The 21,234-nt window shown below is 69.4% G+C and carries 10 protein-coding genes; 3 read left to right on the top strand and 7 right to left on the bottom strand.

Going from position 1 to position 21,234, the window contains the following annotated elements; all coding sequences use genetic code 11:
• Positions 1-25: 25 nt before the first annotated feature.
• The gene (locus IFU19_RS03570) at positions 26-2,734 is read right to left on the bottom strand and encodes a LamG-like jellyroll fold domain-containing protein (protein ID WP_192012938.1); all 2,709 of its coding nucleotides are present in this window, start codon (positions 2,732-2,734) and stop codon (positions 26-28) included.
• Between the two features lie 365 nt (positions 2,735-3,099).
• Between IFU19_RS03570 and IFU19_RS03565 the strand changes: the two genes are divergently transcribed.
• From IFU19_RS03565 to IFU19_RS03555, 3 genes are all read left to right on the top strand, one after another.
• Complete coding sequence (locus tag IFU19_RS03565) at positions 3,100-6,327, top strand: LamG-like jellyroll fold domain-containing protein (RefSeq protein WP_199858538.1); 3,228 nt, start codon at positions 3,100-3,102, stop codon at positions 6,325-6,327.
• A 92-nt stretch (positions 6,328-6,419) separates the two neighbouring features.
• Entirely contained in the window at positions 6,420-9,758 is a 3,339-nt protein-coding gene (locus tag IFU19_RS03560; protein ID WP_192012936.1) for a family 43 glycosylhydrolase, read from the top strand.
• Positions 9,759-10,153: 395 nt separating this feature from the next.
• A complete protein-coding gene (locus tag IFU19_RS03555; protein WP_191916590.1) occupies positions 10,154-13,090 on the top strand; it encodes an immunoglobulin-like domain-containing protein in 2,937 nt (978 codons plus the stop codon).
• 558 nt (positions 13,091-13,648) lie between these two features.
• Here the strand turns inward: IFU19_RS03555 and araA are convergent.
• From araA to IFU19_RS03525, 6 genes are read right to left on the bottom strand one after another with little or no spacing between them, the layout of a single operon-like run.
• On the bottom strand, positions 13,649-15,160 hold the full coding sequence (gene araA / locus IFU19_RS03550; protein ID WP_192012935.1) for an L-arabinose isomerase: 1,512 nt from the start codon (positions 15,158-15,160) through the stop codon (positions 13,649-13,651).
• Positions 15,161-15,200: 40 nt separating this feature from the next.
• Positions 15,201-16,808 (bottom strand): FGGY-family carbohydrate kinase, encoded by a 1,608-nt coding sequence (locus tag IFU19_RS03545; RefSeq protein ID WP_191916847.1) that lies wholly within the window; start codon positions 16,806-16,808, stop codon positions 15,201-15,203.
• Positions 16,805-17,566 (bottom strand): L-ribulose-5-phosphate 4-epimerase, encoded by a 762-nt coding sequence (locus IFU19_RS03540; RefSeq protein WP_199858537.1) that lies wholly within the window; start codon positions 17,564-17,566, stop codon positions 16,805-16,807. The genes IFU19_RS03545 and IFU19_RS03540 overlap by 4 nt, the downstream gene beginning before the upstream one ends.
• The gene (locus tag IFU19_RS03535; protein WP_191916848.1) at positions 17,563-18,615 is read right to left on the bottom strand and encodes an ABC transporter permease; all 1,053 of its coding nucleotides are present in this window, start codon (positions 18,613-18,615) and stop codon (positions 17,563-17,565) included. The genes IFU19_RS03540 and IFU19_RS03535 overlap by 4 nt, the downstream gene beginning before the upstream one ends.
• Positions 18,612-19,649: an ABC transporter permease gene (locus tag IFU19_RS03530; RefSeq protein WP_192012934.1), complete on the bottom strand. Its 1,038-nt coding sequence runs from the start codon at positions 19,647-19,649 to the stop codon at positions 18,612-18,614. The genes IFU19_RS03535 and IFU19_RS03530 overlap by 4 nt, the downstream gene beginning before the upstream one ends.
• Positions 19,649-21,220 (bottom strand): sugar ABC transporter ATP-binding protein, encoded by a 1,572-nt coding sequence (locus tag IFU19_RS03525; protein WP_192012933.1) that lies wholly within the window; start codon positions 21,218-21,220, stop codon positions 19,649-19,651. The genes IFU19_RS03530 and IFU19_RS03525 overlap by 1 nt, the downstream gene beginning before the upstream one ends.
• Positions 21,221-21,234 lie beyond the last annotated feature (14 nt).

The raw sequence follows: 21,234 nt of genomic DNA, 5'->3' as shown, positions 1-21,234 counted from the left end.
GGGCGGTGCGGGGCGGGGCCGCGGGTCAGCGGCAGGTGGTCGCCGCGAACGGCGCCGTCACCGACGATGTGGTGCCGCCCGCGCTGGCGGCGACGGTGACCTCCCCCGCGGCCAGCGGATTCGTCCGTGCGGTGAAGGTCACGATCGTGCTCTTGCCGGCGCCGAGCGAGGCGATCGTCTTCGAGCCGTGCGCCGAGTCCACCTGCAGCGCAACCGGTGCCGCGCCGCCGTTCGCGATGCGCGTGACGACGATCGCCTTGCCCGCGGCGCACCGCGTCTCGGCCGTGGCCGTCACCGTCAGCGCGGGAGCCTTGACGACGACGTCCGCGGTGACCGTCAGCGCGGTCGAGCTGAACAGACGGCGGTCGGCGGCGTTGTACGCGGTCGACCCGTTCGCCCCCACCCACTGGTTCAGGTTGGCCCCGACCGTGCGCACCGTTCCGGTGACCGGGTACGACCCGGATCGCGACGCGTCGACCCCGGAGAGGTTCCACGTCACGGGCTGCGACGCGGTGCCGCGACCGTAGGCGAGCGTCACCTGCGCCTCCCTCGGTAGCGCCGCCGTGATGGCCGCGCCGGTGGCGCCCTGCGTGACGGTGGCGTCGCCGAGATCCGAGGCGACGACGGCCGCGGCATCCGCCTTGCGGATCCCCTCGTACCGGCCGAAGGTCAGCGGGACGATCCCGCCGTGCTTGGTGCTCGGCGCCATCGAGAAGGTGTCGGACACGAGCGGTGTCCATCCGGCATCGAGGTTCGTCGTCTCCAGCGGGCGGTAGCCGGTGGAGGGGATGACGTCGACGTAGAGGTACCACGCGTCTTCGCCGTGGCGCTGGAAGACCGCGGGACCCTCGACGCCGCCCGCGTTTCCGCCGGAGTAGTTCGCGCCGATCCGCTCCTGCACGGTCGTCCACGCCGTCGACTGCTTCCACCAGTCGGCCGCCGTGGTCGACTCCATGTAGATGCCCCGGCCGAAGGCGTTGTCCTTCGTGACGCGGTAGGTCTTGCCATCGTTCTGGATGACGGTCGTGTCGATGGCGTCGCCACCGGTGTCGATCATCGTGCCGCCGTAGCGGTAGGTCTGCTGCGTGAAGTCGGTGGTCGCTCCCCAGAGGACGCGCGAGTACGACGATCCGGTGTGGGCAGCGTTGCCGTACACGGTCGACGACCAGTAGAGGACGAAGGCACCGCTTCCGTCGGCGTTGTACCCGTCGACCCACGTCGCCTCGGGCGCCCAGGCCATGCCGAGCTCGGCGACGTCGGCGCCGGTGGGCGACTGGGCGACGTCGAACTGGCGCAGGTCGCCCCAGGTGACGAGGTCCTTCGACTCCCAGACGTTCAGCTTCGTGGACCCCTGCGAGCTCCAGTAGCACCAGCTCGTGCACGAGCCCGATCCCCCGTCGCCGCCGAACACCCGCAGGTCGGTGGCGATGATGTAGTACGTCTGCGTCTCGGGGTTGTACGTCAGGTAGGGGTCGCGCACGCCCGTGGTGCCCAGCTGCGACGCGAGGATGGGCTTGCCGCCGTTCAGCGGGTCCCAGGCCTCGGGGTCGTCGCCTCGTGAGACGTCGAGGGAGATCTTCTCGGCGTAGCCGTTGGCGTCCTCGATGAAGTGCACCATGGCGTACCCGAACGCGTCGTCCGCGGCACGGGCGGGCTGGATCGTCGTGGCCACGGCGCGCGAGGCGGCCACCCCGCGGACCGTGGCGGTCGCCGTCAGCGTGGTCGTCCGCGCCGCAGAGCCGGCAGCGGGCAGGATCGTCGTCAGGGTCTTCCCGTCGGCGGCGACCGTGGAACCGGCCTCGGTTGCGGCCCAGCTCACGCGGCCGCCGTAGGTCGGGAGGGTGGTCGTGGTCTCGTCGACGGTCACCGGGGCCACCGCATCCACCACGGCCTGCGCGGCCAGACGGTGGGCGTCGGCGTGGATGGTGGCATCCGTCGTCGACACCTGCGCGACCTCGGTGGCCGACAGGGCCCGGTCGTACACGCGGAAGGTGGACACCTCGCCCTTGTACATGGGGTCGGGGTACGGCGCGCGGCCGATCGCGTTGAGGGTCTGATCTGTGATGTCGGCGGGCGAGAGGGTGGTGGGGGTGGATGCCACCTGCACGCCGTCGACGAAGAAGGTGACGCGCCCCGCCGCACCGTCGATGACCGAGGTGAGGCTGTACCAGCGGTCGGCCGCCAGCGCGGCGCCGGAGCGGGCGTTGACCTCGCCGCCGCCGCCGTTGGTGGTGATGACGGTGCGGGGATTGTCGCGGACCGATGCGAAGTACGACCGCGTCGGGGAGTCGCTGCCGATGTTCCAGAGGAAGTGGAAGTTGTTCTTCATCGAGGCGTCGAGCTTGGTCTCGATGGTCACCGTCGCCGAACGCGAGCCGGCGAGGACGTCGTTCGGCAACCGGACCCAGCTGGCGGTCGGGCTGGTCTTGGCGCCGCCGGTGAAGACGAGCGACGATCCGCTCCACAGCGCGTCGGTGCCGTTCACGACGGTCGCAGCGCCCAGAGCGGTCGGCGCGCTGTTGGGCACGCTCGATCCGGAGGTCTCGTCGAAGACGTATTCCGCGCGCAGACCCCCGGAGGGGATCCCGGTCTCCGCCGCGGCCGGTGCTGCCGCCAACGGGACGAGGCCCCCGGCGAGGAGGGCGATCCCGGTGACGAGACCGAGGATCGCGCCCCTCCGGTGTCGGGTCGAGGGTCGCGCGGACGCGGTGGGGGCGGTCGAGTGTGCGGTCATCACTCCAGCTCCTTTGCCAGGATGATCGGGGCCCCTGAGACGCAGGAACACTGTGGATGTTACCGCTCACTTCGCGTCGCGGCAAGGCCGGTCATACGCGACCCCGGCGACCGAGCGGCAATCACCGTCACGCCGCCTCCGAGCCCGAGAGAAGACGCCTCCGGTGGCGGGCGGGCGAGGCGTCCGCGTCGACAGTAAGGGAAATCGTGGTGGCCAGATCCCATTCGTGTGGCTATTGTGAGCGATAACACAGCACCTTGTGGTCAGTCACTTAATGGAGAGTGGTTATGCGCCTGCCTTTCGCGGCCCGTCCGACGACGCCCCCCGCACACCTCGAAACCCCGCCGACCCGCGCGCGACGCCGAATGGCCGCGGTCGCCGTGGGCTCCACAGCCGCCGCGGCTTTGTGCGTCAGCCTGCTCACGCCCGTCGCCGCCAGCGCCGCCGGCGCCGACGACGCGCTGATCGCCGACTTCACGTTCGACAGCGGAACGACCAGCTTCACCGGGGCGGGTGCCACCGCCACCACGCAGGGCACGGCCCGCCTGGTGCCGGGCGTCAGCGGCAACGCCGCGCAGCTGGGCAGCGGCTTCTGGCTGAACGTCGCCAAGACGAACGGCTCCCCCCTGCTCGCGGGTCTCGACGACGTCACGATCTCGTACGACAGCAAGCCCGCCGCGTCGGGGAACACCGGTTGGTCGGTGTTCGCCGCCCGCAGCGCCGCGACGCAGAACTACGCGCAAGAGCACTACCTCGGCTTCCTCGACCGCACCACGGGTTTCACCGTCGAGCGCTACGACAACGCGGGCTCGCGCAACTCGTCGGGCAACCTCGTCTCGACCGCCGCCACCACGGAGTGGAAGCACGTCGACCTCGTGCTCTCGGGCGGTACCGCGCGTCTGTTCGTCGACAAGAAGCTGGTGTTGACGAACACGGCCGGACCCGCTCTGTCGCAGATCCTCGGGACCTCGGGCGGCGTGCTGCAGGTGGGCAAGGCCAACTGGGGTGGCGGCGAGTACTTCTCGGGTCTGCTCGACAACCTGCGCGTCTACAACCGCGCGCTCACGCCGTCGGAGCTCGGACTGGCCACGGCCGTCGGCGACCCGGCCGCGGCGCTCAGCATTCCGGCTCGCATCACGGGCGACCTCCCCTCGTCGGTGCTCGGCAGTGCGGTGACGTGGTCGGCGTCCGGTGCGGGCGCCTCGCTCGTCGGCGCCGATGGCAAGGTCACCCGTCCCGCCTCCGGCCCGGTCGCGGTCGAGCTGACAGCGACGATCGCCGGCGTCTCCTCCCCTGTCACAGCCTCGGTGCAGATCCTCGACGCCGGCGGCGACATCGCCACCTACGTCAAGACGGTCACGACGACCAACGGCGCGAAAGACGACCCCCTCGCCTACAACGACGACCGCCGCGCCGACGCCCTGTTCGTCTCGGCCCGCCCGTCGGGCGCCTCGACCTGGGAGCCTCTGAACCGCTCGCAGGCCATCCTGTACGCCACCTGGAACGGCTCGCAGACCACGAACCCGAACGCCCAGGTCGGCTCGCCCACCCTCATCCGGTTCGCCGACGGCGCCCTCGGCGCGGTGGCGGCGCAGAACAACGCCACCGACTCGGTCTACGTCTGGGACGCCCCCGACGGCGCGACCTTCCGCAACCAGCGCACCGTCAAGATCGCCTCCGACGGATCGGTCGTGAACAACCCGCGCATCGAGTTCGACGCCGCAAGCCAGAAGTACAAGGCGTACTGGACCGACGAGCTCACCGGTGAGGGCCGCGTCGCGCGACTCGACGCCCTCACCGCCACCGGCACCCCGACCGCGGCCACCAAGGCCGACGTGCGCACGCTCGGCGTGGCCGGCACGGGGCTGCCCGGCTTCACCACGCAGGCGCAGGCCAGCTCGTTCGCCCTCTCGAAGGCCGAGTTCGACGTCTTCTACAAGAACTACGTCGACCTGCAGAACACCGGCGTCCGCGCCCCCGCCGACGTGCAGGTCGAGAACGGGAAGAAGGTGGATGCCGCAGCCCTCCCCTCCACCGTCACCCTCGACTACAACGACGGCTCCACCAAGAACCTGCCCGTGACGTGGGACGCCGACGACCTGGCATCCATCGATTCGCGCACCCCCGGCACCTACGAGGTGACCGGCATGGTGCAGCAGACCGCCGAGCAGATGGTCAACGACGCTCGTGCCGATCCGCACCTCTTCTTCAACGAGGACGACGGCTTCTGGTACCTCACGGGCTCGCATTACTCGATCCCCTCGAACGCCCCGGACGACCAACTCATCGACGCCAACGCCTACCGCAAGATCGGCGTGAAGCGCGCGACCACCATCGCGGGCCTCAAGGACGCCCCCGAACAGATCGTCATCGATCCGGATGCCGGCACCCCCGGCAAGCAGGCCCAGTACCCCAACACCTTCTACGGCTGGGGTGGATACATCTGGGCCCAGGAGTTCCACAAGATCAACGGGCAGTGGTGGATCGTCGCCGGCATGAACCGCGGCTACGCCCCCACCAACGGCTGGTGCGACAACACCGTGCTCATCCCGTACACGGGCAGCGAAGAGTCGCTGCGCGCCGGCGGCCTGGTGAACCCGCAGAACTGGGGCGAACCGACGATCCTTGAGGGCGCCGCCTTCGACGTGTCCTACCTGGAGCGTCAGGAGAACGGCGTGACGCAGGGCTACTGGGTCATGCCGAACGCCGCCAAGCTGTTCATCGGCAAAGCGAAGATGGGCCCGAAGGGCACCGTCCCGCTCATCGACGGTGGACTGAACGAGGTCTACTCGATCAGCCAGCCGTGGGAGTACGGCAAGAATGCTCCGACTCCTTCCGACACCACCGAGGGTGGCGACCAGGGCATCGTGGAGGCGCCCTACATGATCGAGCACGGTGACTACATCTACCTCACCTACTCGGGCGGCACGGTCGACAAGTACTACGACATCGGCATGCTGCGCGCCGCCAAGACGGCCGACCTGAAGAACCCCGCGAGCTGGACCCTCGCGCCCTCCCCCGTGCTCACCACCAACGACACCTTCACCGGCCGCGTCGGCGGCGCGGCCCAGGCCGGCACCGGGCACAACTCGTTCGCGACCGACCCGGCCGGCAACCTGGTGCTGGCGTACCACGCTCGCCCGTACCCCGAGCCGCACACCGGCGGTGGCGCGGGCGGTCCGTTCGACCCCGACCGCAACAGCTGGTTCAAGGCGGTCAACGTGCGTGCCAACGGCATGCTCGACCTGTCGATGACGTCACAGCAGGAGGTCGCCCCGGCGAACCGCACCGTCACCGCCCGGGTGGTCGTGGCCGCGGCCCCGGCCGGCGTGCAGGCGAGCGTCGCGACGCGCTGTGTCGCGGGCAAGGTGACGCTCGTCACGACGGTCACCAACACCGGCACGACGCCCGCGTCCGGAACCATCGCCGGCACGTACGGATCGAGCACCTTCACCGCTCTGGGCGCGGGCAAGTCCGTGTCCAAGACGCAGTCCACCCGCAGTGCGTCCGTCGACGCGGGCACCGTCACGGTGACCGTGCAGGGCGTCTCGACCCCGGTGAGCGCGAGCTACCGCGCCACCAGCTGCCGATGAACGATCAGATCGACTCGACGAAGAGGAGAAACACCGTGACCCGAAAGACCACCGCGCCGGCACGAGGCGCATTCCGCAGACGCTGTGCGGGGGTGATCTCCGGCGCCCTGGGCTTCGCGCTCGTCATCAGTGGCGTCGGGGTCTCCGGCGCGGCCAGCGCCGCGGAGCCCGCATCGCTCGTGGCGTCGTACAACTTCTCGGAGACGAGCGGCACCGTGGTGCGCGACGCCTCGGGAGCCGGACGAGACGCTGCCGTCGTCGGCGGGGAGGCCTGGCGGGGCGGCTCGCTGCAGCTCACCGGGTCGAATCACGTGAAGCTGCCCGACAACCTGCTCGCCGGGCAGAGCGCCGCGACGATCATCATCGAGACGAACCCCGTCGCCCTGTCGGGCGCGAAGTTCCTCTGGAACATCGGCGGCTCGGGCGACAACGCCACGGGACAGTTCTTCATCCAGCCGGTCGCCCCGCGACTGGCGATCAGCCCGACGAACTGGCGCAACGAGCAGAGCGTCACCTCGACGACCCGGCTCGCCGAGAACCGCTGGCAGTCGGTGGCGGCGACCATCGCGAAGAACGCCGGTGGCACCACCTCCACGCTCACTCTCTACATCGACGGTGCCCTCGTCGCGCAGAAGACCGACTCGACAGCGGCGCTGAGCGACCTCACCACGCACACGATGAACTACATCGGGCGCAGTGCCTACGGCAACGACTCGCTCTACCAGGGCGGTGTCTCGTCGTTCCGCGTCTACAACGCGGCCCTGTCGGCCGGCGACATCGCCGCGGCGTCGGCGACGGATGCCACGGCCACCGCATCCGAGGTCGTCGCCGGAATCGACCTGGCCGGCGCCAACGCCCAGAGCCTGTCGGCCGTCGAAACCGACCTCGTGCTGCCGACGACCGGCGGCGTGACCTGGACCTCGTCGCCGTCGGGCATCGTCGCCGCCGACGGCAAGGTCACCCGGCCGTCCTCGTCGACCGCGGTCACCCTCACCGCCACGGCCACCGTGCGCGGCAAGGCCGCCACGCGCACCTTCGACGTCACCGTGCTACCCGCCCCGAGCGCCGCCGCCCAGGCGGCCAAAGCCGCCGCGACCCTCGTGCTGCCGTCGGTGCTCGAGAAGGGCTACGTGCTCCCGACGACCGCTCAGGGACTGCCCGTGGCGTGGTCGCACGTCTCGGGAGCGGGCTCTGTCGCGAACGGCAGCATCGCCACTGCCCCCGCCACCGGTCTCGCCGCCGCAACCCTCAAGGCCGTGGTCGGCACGGGCGCCGATGCGGCGACCACCGAGATCCCGGTGCGCATCGCCGAGACCGGCGCCTCGCGGCTGGCGACGTACACGACGTCGAAGAACACCCGCGGCGGCGACGATCCCGAGGTCACGCGCACCGCCCACCTCGCGCTGAGCGGCGACGGCACCGCGTACACGCCGCTCAACAGCGGCGCAGGCGTGGTGTTCCCCCAGGTCACCGGCATGACCGAGCAGACCAACGGAACCACCCGCTACCTCGGCTCGCCGTACATGTTCCGCCTCGAGGGCGACCAGGGCTACGGGCTCATCGCCCGCCGCACCGACGCCTCGGGCGCGGCCGACGCCGCCGGCGCTCTCGTGTTCACCTCTCCCGACCTCGTCACGTGGACGGAGCGCAGCTTCCTGCCCCTGCCCGGGCAGGGTGCGACCGGCGCCGTGTCGGCGGAGTGGGACGCACGCGTGAGCGCCTACCGCGTGGTGTGGACGGGCCCGGCGGGCTCCGCCCTGACCGGCACGACCACCGCGTTCCAGACGGTCACCGCACAGGGCGCCGGGCAGCAGCCCGCCGGCCGCGCAGCGAGTATCGGCGTCCCCCACGCCGAGACCGCGAGCGTCATCCCCGTCACCGCGGCCGAAGCCCGGTCGGCATCCGACATGCTCGGACGCGTGCGGAACACGGGCGTTCAGGCCCCGAAGCCCACGAACCTGACCGCCGGCGACGCGCTGACCCTGCCCGAGAAGGTCACCGCCGACTACTCCGACGGCGGCACGCACGACTTCCGCGTCACGTGGGACACCTCGAAGGTCGACGCGACCACGCCCGGCACGTACACGGCCACCGGGACGCTGCAGCGCACCGACACGAACTTCCCGCTCGTGGCCAACCGCGCCGACCCGCACGTGCTGCGCTACACGCTGCCCGACGGCAAGAAGACCTGGCTCTACATCGCAACGGACGACGCCGGTCAAGACGAGTTCTTCATCCGCCAGGCCGACACGATCGCGGGGCTCTCGAGCGCCACCGACAACCGCATCCTCGGTTTCGGTCTCTCGGGCACCAGCGTCAACGCCCAGCTGTGGGCGCCCGAGTTGCACGTCGTCGACGGCGACCTGTACATCCTGTTCGCCGCCAACGCTCAGAGCAGCGACTGGTGGGCCGGCGTGCAGTCGTACACGATGCGGCTGAAGCCCGGCGGCAGCCCGCTCGTGCGCGCCGATTGGGAGGCGCCGCAGCGCGTCCTCGACCAAGCCGGTCAGCCTCTCACCACGTACGGTCAGGGCATCACCCTCGACATGACCCACGTCGAAGACAACGGCACCGACTACGTCATATGGTCGGAGCGCGTGGTCGCACCCTCGACGGGCCCGGCCGTGCTGAAGATCGCCAAGGTCACGCCGAAGGCATCCGGGTCGTGGCAGCTGGCCAGCGCGCGCTCGACGGTCGCCTTCCCCGACCGAGGCTGGTCGAACAACACCTCGCCGGTGACCGAGGGCCCGTTCGTCATCCAACGAGACGGCAAGATCATGATCACGTTCTCGGGTTCGAACATCGACTGGACGTATGCCGTGGGCCTGCTCACGGCGGAGTCGGGTGCCGACCTGCTCGACCCCGCCGTCTGGAACGTGCGCAACAGCTCCATCTGGAGCTACGAGGGCGCGTTCTCCAACAACTGGGGTCCGGGTCACAACTCGTACACCTATGACGACGATGGCAACCTGCTCAACGTCTTCCACGCGAAGGCGACGCAGAACGGCAGTCGCGACTCCGGCATCCGCATGGTCTACTTCCGCCAGGACGACAGCCCCATCCTCGACATGACGGATGCCGAATGGCTCGCCGACGCGAACCGCACGGTCACCACGACCGTCACGGTCGCGAGCCCCGTGAAGTCGTCGGTGCAGATCGTCGCCGGCAGTCGGTGCGTCGCGGGCAAGGCCACCCTGTTCGCGACGCTGACCAACACGGGAACCGCCACCGCCGATGCCCGCGTGACGTCGCCGTTCGGCACCGCCGAGGCGAACGGCATCGCGGCGGGGAAGTCGAAATCGGTCACCTTCGCCACCCGGTCGACGAGCCCAGCCGCGGGTTCCCTCACGGCGGCGGTGTCGACCGAGGTGAACGGAGCGCGGGTGCAGGACACGGTGACGGCCGACTACGCCGCGCGCAACTGCGGCTGAGACCCGTTCGGCACGAGGGTGCGTCCGCCCGTGGGCGGACGCACCCTCGTCGTCTGTTCCGACGTTCCGGCGCGCGGCGGAGTCCGGGCGTGCCCGATGTCACGGCACCGCCCGGGGCAGGGTGGGTGCCGACGTCGCGGCGCCCGGGGTCACGCGTACCGGTTGAGCCCCCTCACCGCGCTCGCGGCGCATCGAGGCCCTCCCGCCCATCTCGTGCTTGACACCTCACGACGCCCGTCCTAGCGTTTGATTACCGGGTGTTCCCGGTAACAAGACAGCCCTCGACCGCTCCGCGGTCTCCTGAAGACCGCGATGACGCGTGTCACGGCGCCCCCGACGTCGACGTCCCGGGCTCAGATACGCATCGCGTCGCCCGAAGAGCAAGGACGCCCGCAATGCGCACGCGCACACGTTCACCTCAGTGGAGAAAGGGCCTCGCCGTCACCGCCGCACTGGCTCTCTCGATAACCGGATTGGGCGCCACCGCGACGGCCGCCCACGCGGCCACCGGGCCGCAGCCCCTCATCCACTACTCGTTCGATGAGACCGGCGGTGCGAACGGCGCAACGGTCGCCGACTCGAGCGGCAACAACCACACCGCCACCGTCCGCCAGAACGGCGGCGACATCTCCGGCGGCAGCCTGTCGCTGCCGGGCGGCGCCCGCGGCACCGCGGCCTACCTCGACATCCCCGCCGCTGCGCTGGTCGGCAAGAAGGACCTCACCATCTCGACGTGGTTGACGCCACGTTCGGGCAATGGCAATCTCGCCGCGGCCTTCATCGGCACCCCCGTCGCCTCGGGCGCGTCGTTCTCGTCGGGCTACTGGCTGCTCAATCCCGCCAACCCCAACGGCTACGTCAAGTCGGTCGTCACCAACACGGTCGACGCGGGCGCCCCGTGGGGTACCGAGGTCGGCCCCGGCGCCACCAACGCCGCCTCCACGGGCGCGCGCACGCCGGCCGGCCTGAGCCTATACACCACCGTCATCAACGGCACCACCGGTCAGCTGAGCGTCTACGTCAACGGCGCGCGCATCTCGCAGAACGCGATCGGTCGCGACGTGGCGTCGTTCGGCTCGAGCCTCGTCGCCCACCTCGGTCGCTCGACCTACAACGACCCGGCCTGGAGCGGCCTCGTCGACGACTTCGCCGTCTACTCCTCCGCCCTCAGCGACAGCGACGTCCAAGCGCTCTACGGGGCGCAGGCGCTCGATCGCGCCGTGGCCGCGGTGGCCGTCCCCGCCACCGCCGTGTCGAACTTCACCGTTCCGACCACGAGCGCGGGCGCCACCGTCTCGTGGGCGTCGAACAACGCCGCCATCGCCGTCAGCGGCACCACCGCGACCGTGACGCGTCCGGCCGCCGGTTCGGGCGACGCCGCTGTCACCCTCACCGCCACTTTCACCGTCGGCGCTGAGACGCGCACGCAGACCTACAGCGTGACGGTCCCGCAGCAGATCGCCGACTCCGAGAAGGTCTCGCTCGACCTCGCTGCGATCTCGATCCGTAACCTCGACAACGTCCGCGGCAACCTCTCCGTGCCCACCACCGGCGCCGAGGGCTCGACCATCTCGTGGTCGATCGCCGCGGCCGGGGCGACGAACGCCGAACTGCGCGCGGGCGTCCGCGACAACTCCCGCACGGTCGAGGTCAAGCGCCCGGCCGCGGGCTCCCCCGCCATCGACGTGCAGCTCACCGCCGCCGCCACGAACGGCGGCGCGACGTCGAGCCGGAGCTTCACCGCCCGCATCCAGCCCATGCCGGGTGCGACGCAGCAGACCGAGGCGTACTTCTGGACCTTCTTCACCGGCGAGGGAGACGGCGCCGAGCGCGTCAGCATCGCCGCCTCGAAGGGCAACGACGCGCTGACCTGGAACACCCTGAACCAGGGCACGCCCGTCTTCACCTCGACCGTCGGCACCGAGGGTCTTCGCGACCCGTTCATCATCCGGGCACCCCACGGCGACAAGTTCTACATGATCGCCACCGACCTCAAGGTCGCGGGCCTGGCCGGCGGCTTCACCACCGCGCAGATCTCCGGCTCGAAGTACATCGAGGTGTGGGAGTCCGACGATCTGGTGACCTGGTCGGAGCAGCGTCACGTGAAGGTGTCGTCCGACTTCGCCGGCAACACCTGGGCGCCCGAGGCGTACTGGGACGAAGAGCTCGACACGTTCGTGGTCTTCTGGGCGTCGAACCTGTACCCGACCACGAACGTGGCCGACCGCACGGGCGTGACGTACAACCGCATGATGTATGCCACCACCGACGACTTCGTCACCTTCTCGGACGCCAAGGTCTGGAGCGACGTCCGTCGCGGCAACGGTCTCGGCCTGATCGACTCGACCGTGGCGAAGAAGGACGGCATCTACCACCGCTTCACCAAGGACGAGGCGAGCATGACGATCCGCCACGAGAAGTCCACCGACCTGCTCGCGACCATATCCGGAACCCTCCCGGGCACGTCGGGTGCGGCGAACCAGTGGACCCTCGTCGAGGAGCGCGTCGCGAGCGGCCTGCCCAACGGCGAGCCGGGCGGCACCTACTCCAGCGGTGAGGGCGCGAACATCTTCGCGGCCAACGAGGGTGACGTGAACAACCTCGACTGGTTCCTGTTCATCGACCAGCCGAACTACCACGGTGGACCCAACCACTACGTACCGTTCGGCACGAGCGACCTCGACCGCTCCGGCAGCTGGCAGTCGCTCGGCGGCAAGCTCCGTCAGGGCCTGCCGCAGAACGCCGACGGCGGCAAGCCGCGCCACGGCACCGTCATCCCCGTCACGCGCGCCGAATACCAGAAGGTGCTCGAGGCGTACGCGCCGAACATCGCGGTCAAGACCGTGGACGCCATCGACGTCGCCACCGACGCCGGCACCGCGCCCGTGCTGCCGCAGGCACGCTTGACCAAGGCCGACGGTTCAGTGCAGACGGTCGACGTGAAGTGGGACACGGTGGATGCCGGGAAGTACGGCGCCGCGGGCACCTTCACGGTGTCGGGTGTCGCACAGGACGACTCGCGCATGCCGGTCGAGGCCACCGTCACCGTCCGCTCCCTCGTGAAGGTGCAGTTCTCGGCCGAGGCGCGCTGCGTCGCCGGCAAGGTGCAGCTCGTCCTGAAGGCGGTCAACAACGGTGACACGGCGGCCACGCTGGCCATGTCGTCGACCTACGGTTCGAAGAACGCGACGGTCGCCGCGGGCGCCACCACGTCGGCCGTCTTCGCCACCCGCTCGGCGTCGGTTGCGACCGGCGAGGCACAGGTGACCGTGACTCAGGGGTCGGCGACCGGGACGGTCACGGCCGCCCACACCGCGAGGTCCTGCAGCTGACCCCCGCACCGTCCCCCTCGGGTGATGGTGCAGGCCCCGGTGGACTCCCCCTCCACCGGGGCCCCTGTCGTTCACGAGCCCGGGCCGCTCCGGCCCCGCAGACGCACGATGCTGGCGCAGGTGCGTCGTTTCTGTCCCGCGTTTGGGGCGCGATCTGCGCTTTGGGGCGAACAATGTCCGCCCCAAAGCGCGAATCCCGCCCCAAACCGAGACACCAACCGCTCATCCCGCTGCGCCAGAACGCCACCCGCGCATTCCGTCACCACACTGGTGCGGACTCGTGGCGCGGGGATAGACCCCCTCCCGATGACGAATGCGTCGCCGCATCGGCGGTGGCAGGCAACGCGTGACGAACACTGCGCAGCTCGACACAGCAGCGCTGATCAGCCCCGGTCGACATACAGAAGTGCCCCGGACTCTTCGGCAGCCCACCGCCACCTCGAGTCCGGGGCACGATCCGGGCGCCAGGGAACCGGCGCGCGACACACTCCCCGAGCGAACGGGACGCGTGCATCCAGCACCGTCCCCGGATCGCGGAGGATCCGGAGACGGCGGGTCTTACAGGCCCTGGGCCAGGCGGTAGTACGCCTGGTTCCAGCGCAGCTCGCTCTGGAAACCGCGGACCGTGGTGTCCTCGTCGATGACGACGAGCTCGGTCTTGGCGATCTCGGCGAAGTCGCGGAACACCTCGATGCCCACGGCCGTCGTCATGACGGTGTGGTGCGCGGCACCGGCGGCGAGCCAGCACGAGGCCGACGTCGCGAAGTCGGGCGCGGGCTTCCACACGGCGCGGCCCACGGGGAGCTTCGGCAGGTCGGGCGCCTCGACGTTCTCGACGACGTTGGCGGTCAGGCGGAACCGATCGCGCATGTCGCTGAGGGCGACGACGAGCGCGGGGCCGGGGTCGGCGGTGAAGACCAGGCGCACCGGGTCGTCCTTGCCGCCGATGCCCAGCTCATGGATCTCGAGGCGCGGCTTGGCCGTGGTGAGCGAGGGCGAGACTTCGAGCATGTGCGCACCGAGGATGCGCTCGGCCCCGGGAACGAGGTCGTAGGTGTAGTCCTCCATGAGCGACGCGCCGCCGGGGAGACCGGCGCCCATCACGTTCGCGACGCGCACGAGGATCGCCGTCTTCCAGTCGCCCTCGGCGCCGAAGCCGTAGCCCTCGGCCATGAGGCGCTGCACCGCGAGACCGGGGAGCTGCTTCAACGCACCGAGGTCTTCGAACGACGTGGTGAAGGCGCCGAAGCCGCCCTCCTCGAGGAACGAGCGCAGGCCCACCTCGATCGCGGCGCCATCACGCAGCGACTGGTGACGCGCGGCGCCGGGGAGAAGCTCTTCGGCGACGTCGTAGCTGTCGACGTACTCCTGCACGAGCGCGTCGATCTCGGCATCCGACGCGCTCTCGACGGCCTCGACGAGTTCGTTGACGCCCCAGGTGTTGACCTGCACGCCGAAGCGCAGCTCGGCCTCGGTCTTGTCACCCTCGGTGACGGCGACGAAGCGCATGTTGTCACCGAAGCGGGCGAGCTTGAGGGTGCGCGACGCGGTCCAGCCGGCGGCCGCGCGCTCCCAATCTTCGATCTGCTGACGCACGACGGGGTTCGACACGTGGCCGACGACCGTCTTGCGCGCGACTCCCAGACGCGTCTGGATGTACCCGAACTCGCGGTCGCCGTGAGCGGCCTGGTTGAGGTTCATGAAGTCGAAGTCGATGTCGTTCCACGGCAGCTCGATGTTCGCCTGCGTGTGCAGGTGCAGCAGCGGCTTCTGCAGGGCATCGAGCCCCGAGATCCACATCTTGGCGGGGCTGAACGTGTGCATCCACGCGATCACGCCGATGACGTCGTCGCGGCCGTTGATCTCGAGCGCCATGCGGCGGATGCTGTCGGAGTCCTTGAGCACGGGCTTCCAGACGACCTTCACCGGCAGGCCGTTCAGGCCCTCGACGACGGCCTGCGACTGTTCGGCGACCTGCTTCAGCGTCTCTTCGCCGTAGAGGTTCTGGCTACCGGTGACGAACCAGACCTCGTAGCCGTCGAGGTCGTTCTTGAGGGGGGTGCGGGTCATGCGGGTATTCCTTCGGTGGGGATGGAGGCGGAGGCCTCGGTCAGTGCGTCGCCGCGATCGCGGCATGCTCGATAGCGAGCCCCGCGCGGTATCGGCTGAGGTAGGCGGCGAATCCGGGGACGTCCTCCGGGTCGGGGTCGATGGAGTCGAACCCCGTCTGTGCGAAGACGCGGTCGGTGAGGTAGGTGTCGATCGAGTCGCCCGCGGTATCCGCGGCGAAGGCGGCGAGCACCGCGATGCCCCAGGCTCCGCCCTCGGACGCCGTCGCCGCGACCGCCACGGGGGCGTTCAACGCGCCGGCGAGGAAGCGCTGGGCGACGCCCGCGGTGCGGAAGACTCCACCGTGGGCGTACATGCGGTCGAGCTCCACGCCCTCGTCGGCGAGAACGCGCATACCGAGCGCGAGAGTGCCGAACACGCCGTAGAGCTGCGCGCGCATGAAGTTCGCCAGCGTCAGACGACTGTCGGGCGTGCGGACGAACAGCGGTCGCCCCTCCGGCAGTCCCGCGATGGGCTCACCGGCGAGGTGGTTGTAGGCCAGCAGGCCGCCCGCATCGGGCGCTCCGTCCAATGATTCGAGGAACAGCGCCTCGAACACCTCGTCGGGATCGAGCGTGCCGCCGGCGATCGCGGCGAAGCGCTCGAACAAGCCCACCCACGCGGCGAGTTCACTCGCCCCGTTGTTGCAATGCACCATCGCGACGAGGTCACCCGCGGGGGTGGTGACGAGGTCGAGCTCATCGTGCGCCCGATGCAGTGGACGCTCGAGCACGACCATCGCGAAGATGCTCGTGCCGGCGCTGACGTTGCCCGTGCGGGGGGCGACCGAGTTGGTCGCCACCATGCCGGTGCCGGCATCGCCCTCGGGCGGGCAGAACAGCACGCCCGCGCGCAGCGTTCCCGACGGATCGAGAAGTGCCGCGCCCGCGGCGGTCAGCTCGCCCGCCGCTTCGCCTGCCACGAGGACGTCGGGCAGCAGCGCGCGCAGCCGGAGGCCCGGCGCGCGTTCAGCGACGAGGCGGTCGAACTTGGCCGCCATGACCGCGTCGTAGTCGTGGGTCCGGACATCGATGGGGAACATGCCAGAGGCATCGCCCACGCCGAGTACGCGACGGCCGGTCAGCTTCTCGTGGACGTAGCCCGCGAGAGTGGTGAACGAGTCGACGTCGGGGACGTGGTCTTCCTCGTCGAGCACCGCTTGATACAGGTGGGCGATCGACCAGCGCAACGGGATGTTCGTCCCCAGCAGCTCCGAGAGCACGCCGGCCGCCCGCTCGGTCGAGGTGTTCCGCCAGGTGCGGAAGGGCACGAGCAGCTCACCCCCGGCGTTGAAGGCGAGGTAGCCGTGCATCATCGCGGAGATACCGGCTGCAGCGAGCGTCTCGATCGCGACGCCGTGCAGGCGCTGCACCTCAGCGGCCAGCGCCGCGTAGGCGGTCTGCACGCCCGTCCAGACGTCTTCGAGAGCGTACGTCCAGTTGCCGTCGCGGTAGCGGTTCTCCCAGGCGAACGAGCCGGTGGCCAGAACGCGGGTGGGGTCGTCGGCGTCGACGAGGCACGCCTTGATGCGCGTCGAGCCGAGCTCGATGCCCAGGGCGGCGCGTCCCGATGAGATGACCGCGGCGGCCGGGAGGATCGCGGCGCTCACCGGCGCGCGTCCGAGTTCTGGCCGTAGACGTTCTGGTAGCGGTTGTAGAGGGCGTCGATCTTGTCCTGCGGGATCGGGATGAGCGGGCCCGCCTCGCGCGCGATGTGCACGGTGCGGGCGACGTCTTCGAGCATCACGGCCGCCTTCACGGCATCCTTTGCGTTCGACCCGATCGTGAAGGGACCGTGGTTCTGCATGATGACGCCGCGCGAGCGATGCCCACGCAGGGTCTCGACGATGCCGCGCCCGATCGAGTCGTCGCCGATGATCGCGAACGGACCGACCGGAATGGGGCCGCCGAACTCATCCGCCATCGCCGTGATGACGCACGGGATCTCCTCGCCCCGCGCAGCCCAGGCCACGCCGTAGGTGGAATGCGTGTGGACGACGCCGCCGACCTCGGGCATGTTCCGGTAGACGTAGGCGTGGGCCGCGGTGTCGCTGGAGGGGCTGCGCTCGCTGCCGGGAGTGCCGGGGAGGGCGTTTCCGTCGAGGTCGCACAGGATCATGTTCTCGGGCGCCAGGTCGTCGTACGAGACGCCGGAGGGCTTGATCACGAACAGGTCGGTGCCGGGGACGCGGCCCGAGACGTTGCCGCCGGTCCAGACGATCAGGTTGTAGCGCACGAGCTCGGCATGCAGCTTCGCGACGTCCTGACGGACGCGTTCGATGGATGCCGCGATCTCGGGCGTGAAGTCAGCAGGGGAGGCTGCCACGGTGTTCTCCTTGCGGGTGTGCGGGTCGACGACGGTGCTCATTTTCGGCGCCGCGCGGTGAGCACGCGCTGCAGCAGGACGAAGGCCAGCAGGATACCGCCGGTGATGATCGTCAGATATTCGGGGCGGATGCCACCGTCTTTGGTGATGATCATGGCCAAGGCGGCGAGCACGAGCGAGCCTACGACGGAACCGAGGACATATCCGGCCCCGCCGCTTAGCAGCGTTCCGCCGATGACGACCGCGGCGATGGCATCCAGTTCCCAGCCGATGCCCGTCACGTTCTGCGCCTTGCCACCCACTTCCGCCGTGTAGACGACGGCGGCGAGGCCCGCGAGAGCGCCGCTCAGCACGTAGATGATCACGCGGGTGCGGGCGACGGGCAGGCCCATCAGCTTGGCCGAGTTCTCGGCCCCGCCGATGCCGTACACCGTGCGGCCGGTGCGGGTGCGGTGCAGCAGCACGAACGCCGCGATCACGACCAGCACGGCGACGACGAAACCGGGCGTCAGCACGAGGTCGTTGGTCTTCGGGCCGTCGTACAGCTTCCAGTCGGTGGCGAGCACCAGGATGGGGGCTCCCTCGGGCGCCTGCACCGGCACGGTCGAAAGAATGGATGCCAGACCACGGGCGAGGAACATCATCGCCAGCGTGGCGATGAACGGCTGCACGTTGAAGTACTGGATCAGTACCCCGGAGACGAGGCCGAAGAGCGCGCCGAACACGATCATCAGGACGACGGCGAGCCATCCGTTGACGCCGTTGTTCATCAGTATGACACCCGACACCGAGGTGAAGGCGACGACGGCGCCGACCGAGAGGTCGATACCGCCCGACAGGATGACGATGGTCATGCCGACGGCGAGAATGATCGTCGGCGCGAAGCTGACGAGCAGGCTCGACATGGTGCCGGCGTGGAACACGCGGCCGTACGCCAGTTCGGCGTACACGAGCATCGCGACGAGGAGAACCACGGCGGCCAGCGTCGGGATGGCGGACTGACTGCGACCCCAGATGCGGGAGATCGCGAGACCCCGCACCGGAACCTCGGTGCCGTGCGAGGGCGACGGGGGTGAGACGGTCGTGCTCATGCGACGACCTCCTTACGGGTACGGCGGCGTCCGACCTGGAGGACGGAGGTCCTCACACGCTCGGACTGCAGCAAAACGAGCAGCACGATGACGATGGCCTTGAAGGCCGGGGTCGCCGCGGCGGAAACCCCGAGGAACAGCACGGTCTTGTTGAGGGTCGCAATCAGCAACGCCCCGACAGTGGAACCGAGGATCGAGAACTTCCCCCCCGCGAGGGAGGTGCCACCGATGACGACGGCGAGGATCGCGTCGAGCTCCATCTGGTAGCCGGTGCCCGAGACATCGACGGTCATGACCTCCGACACCGTGAACAGACCACCGCCGGCGGCGAGGATGCCCGAGAGCACATAGACCGTGATCAGGATGGGGCGCGGACGGATGCCGGCGAGGCGGCTCGCGTCGGGGTTCACACCGATCGACTCGATCATGAGTCCCAAAGCGGTCCGGCGCATGATCACGGCCACGATGACGACGATGACGATCGCCGCGACGAAGCTGATCGGCAGGCCCAACACTTGGCCGTTGGAGATCTGCTGGAACGGCTGGTTCTGCGAGTTGGTGTTCTGTCCACTGGTGATCACGCGGGCGATACCGCGAGCGGCGAGCATCATCACGAGGGTGCTGATGAACGGCTGCAGACCCACGACCGAGACCAGCAGGCCGTTCACGAGACCGAGCACCGCGCCGAGCAGCAGGGCGAGGCCGATCGCCATGAACATGGCACCGATCGACGTCGACGCGTTGAGCGACCGCAGCAGCTCCATGGCGGCGGGGCCACCGACGGCCATGATCGAGCCGACCGAGAGGTCGATGCCCTTGGTGGCGATGACGAAGGTCATGCCGAGGGCGATCATGATGATCGGCGCCGAGATCCGCAGGATGTCGAGCAGGTTGCCCGAGAGCTGCTGGGTCGTCGGGTTGATGCCGACGGCGAGGTAGGTCGGATCCTTGATGACGTTGAGCGACAGCAGCAGGACGATACCGATGACGCCCCAGAACCACGGGGTGCGCAGCAGCGACTTGAGAACGGACATCAGTGGGTTTCTCCCTCGGTGAGGGCCGCGGTCTGGGCCTCCGCCTCTTCTTCGGTTTCTGCCGCGATGATCGACACGACGCGCTCCGCCGTGACGTCGGGGCCGTTGACGATCTCGCCGACCTTCTCGTGGTCCTTCATGATCACGATGCGCTCGGACAGGCGAACGACCTCTTCGAGCTCGGACGAGATGAAGACGACGCTCATCCCCGCCTCGGCAAGCTCCGCGACGGTCTCTTGGATGTCGGCCTTGGCGCCGACATCGATGCCGCGCGTGGGCTCGTCGAGCAGCAGGAGTTCGGGGTCGGTCGCCAGCCAGCGGCCGAGGAGGACCTTCTGCTGGTTTCCCCCCGAGAGCAGGCGGATCGGACGGTTGGGGTCGTTCGGCCGGACGCTGAACCGCTCCATGTAGGTCGAGACCAGCTGGTCGACCTCTTTGGCGGGGATGCGACGCAACCAGCCACGCTTCGCCTGCAGAGCGAGCATGATGTTCTCGCGGATGCTCAGGTCGCCGATGATGCCGTCGTCGCGACGGTTCTCGGTCGAGTAGGCGATGTGGTTGCCCAGGCCCGAGACGGGCGAGTTGACGGTGACTTTCTTGCCCTTGAGGCGCACGGTGCCGGAGTCGGAACGGTCGGCGCCGGCGATGAGGCGGGCGAGTTCGGTGCGACCGGAGCCGAGCAGGCCGGCGAAGCCGACCACCTCGCCCTTGTGGATCTCGATCTCGGTGGGGGAGAGCGCCCCGGCGCGACCGATGCCCTCGGCGGCGTACACGGGGGTCTCGCTGCGGTCACGGGCGTCGACCTGCCGGTTGGAGCCGAGGGCGCGCAGCGTCTCGATGTCCTTACCGATCATCTTCGAGATGAGCTGGGTGCGGTCGAGGTCGCGGGTCAGGTACTCGCCCACGAAACCGCCGTTACGGAGCACCGTGATGCGGTCGCTGATCGCGTACACCTGATCGAGGAAGTGCGAGACGAAGAGGATGGCGACGCCCTGGTCGCGCAGGCGACGCATGACGGTGAAGAGCACCTCGACCTCGGCGGCATCCAGGCTCGAGGTCGGCTCGTCGAGGATGAGCACCTTCGAATCGGTGACCATCGCGCGGCTGATGGCGACGAGCTGCTGCAGGGCGATCGAGATCGACGACAGCGGAGCACGGGAGTCGAGGTGGCCGAGACCCATACCGGTCAGCGCCTCCTTGGCGCGAGCGTGCGTGGCGCGCCAGTTGATGCCGAACGGCCCGCGGATCTCGTGGCCCAGCATGACGTTCTCACCGATGGTGAGGTTGGTGCAGAGGTTGACCTCTTGGTAGACGGTCGAGATGCCGGCCGCCTGCGCCGAGGCGGTGCCTGTGAGGCGCCGCTCCTCGCCGAAGATCAGGATCGACCCGGAGTCGATCTGGTAGACGCCGGTCAGCGCCTTGATCAGGGTGGACTTTCCCGCCCCGTTCTCACCCATGAGGGTGTGGACCTCTCCCGGCAGCAGTCGGAAGTTGACTTCGTCGAGGGCTTTGACGCCGGGGAATGTGATCGATGCGCCGCGGACTTCGACGATCGGTAGGGATTCTGCCATCGCTGACGAACTTC

Origin of the sequence: Microbacterium sp. CFBP 8794 (assembly GCF_014841235.1) — a bacterium.
Lineage (GTDB): Bacteria > Actinomycetota > Actinomycetes > Actinomycetales > Microbacteriaceae > Microbacterium.
The sequence above is the reverse complement of the archived record's forward strand: the minus strand, read 5'-3'. Positions and strand labels throughout refer to the sequence as shown.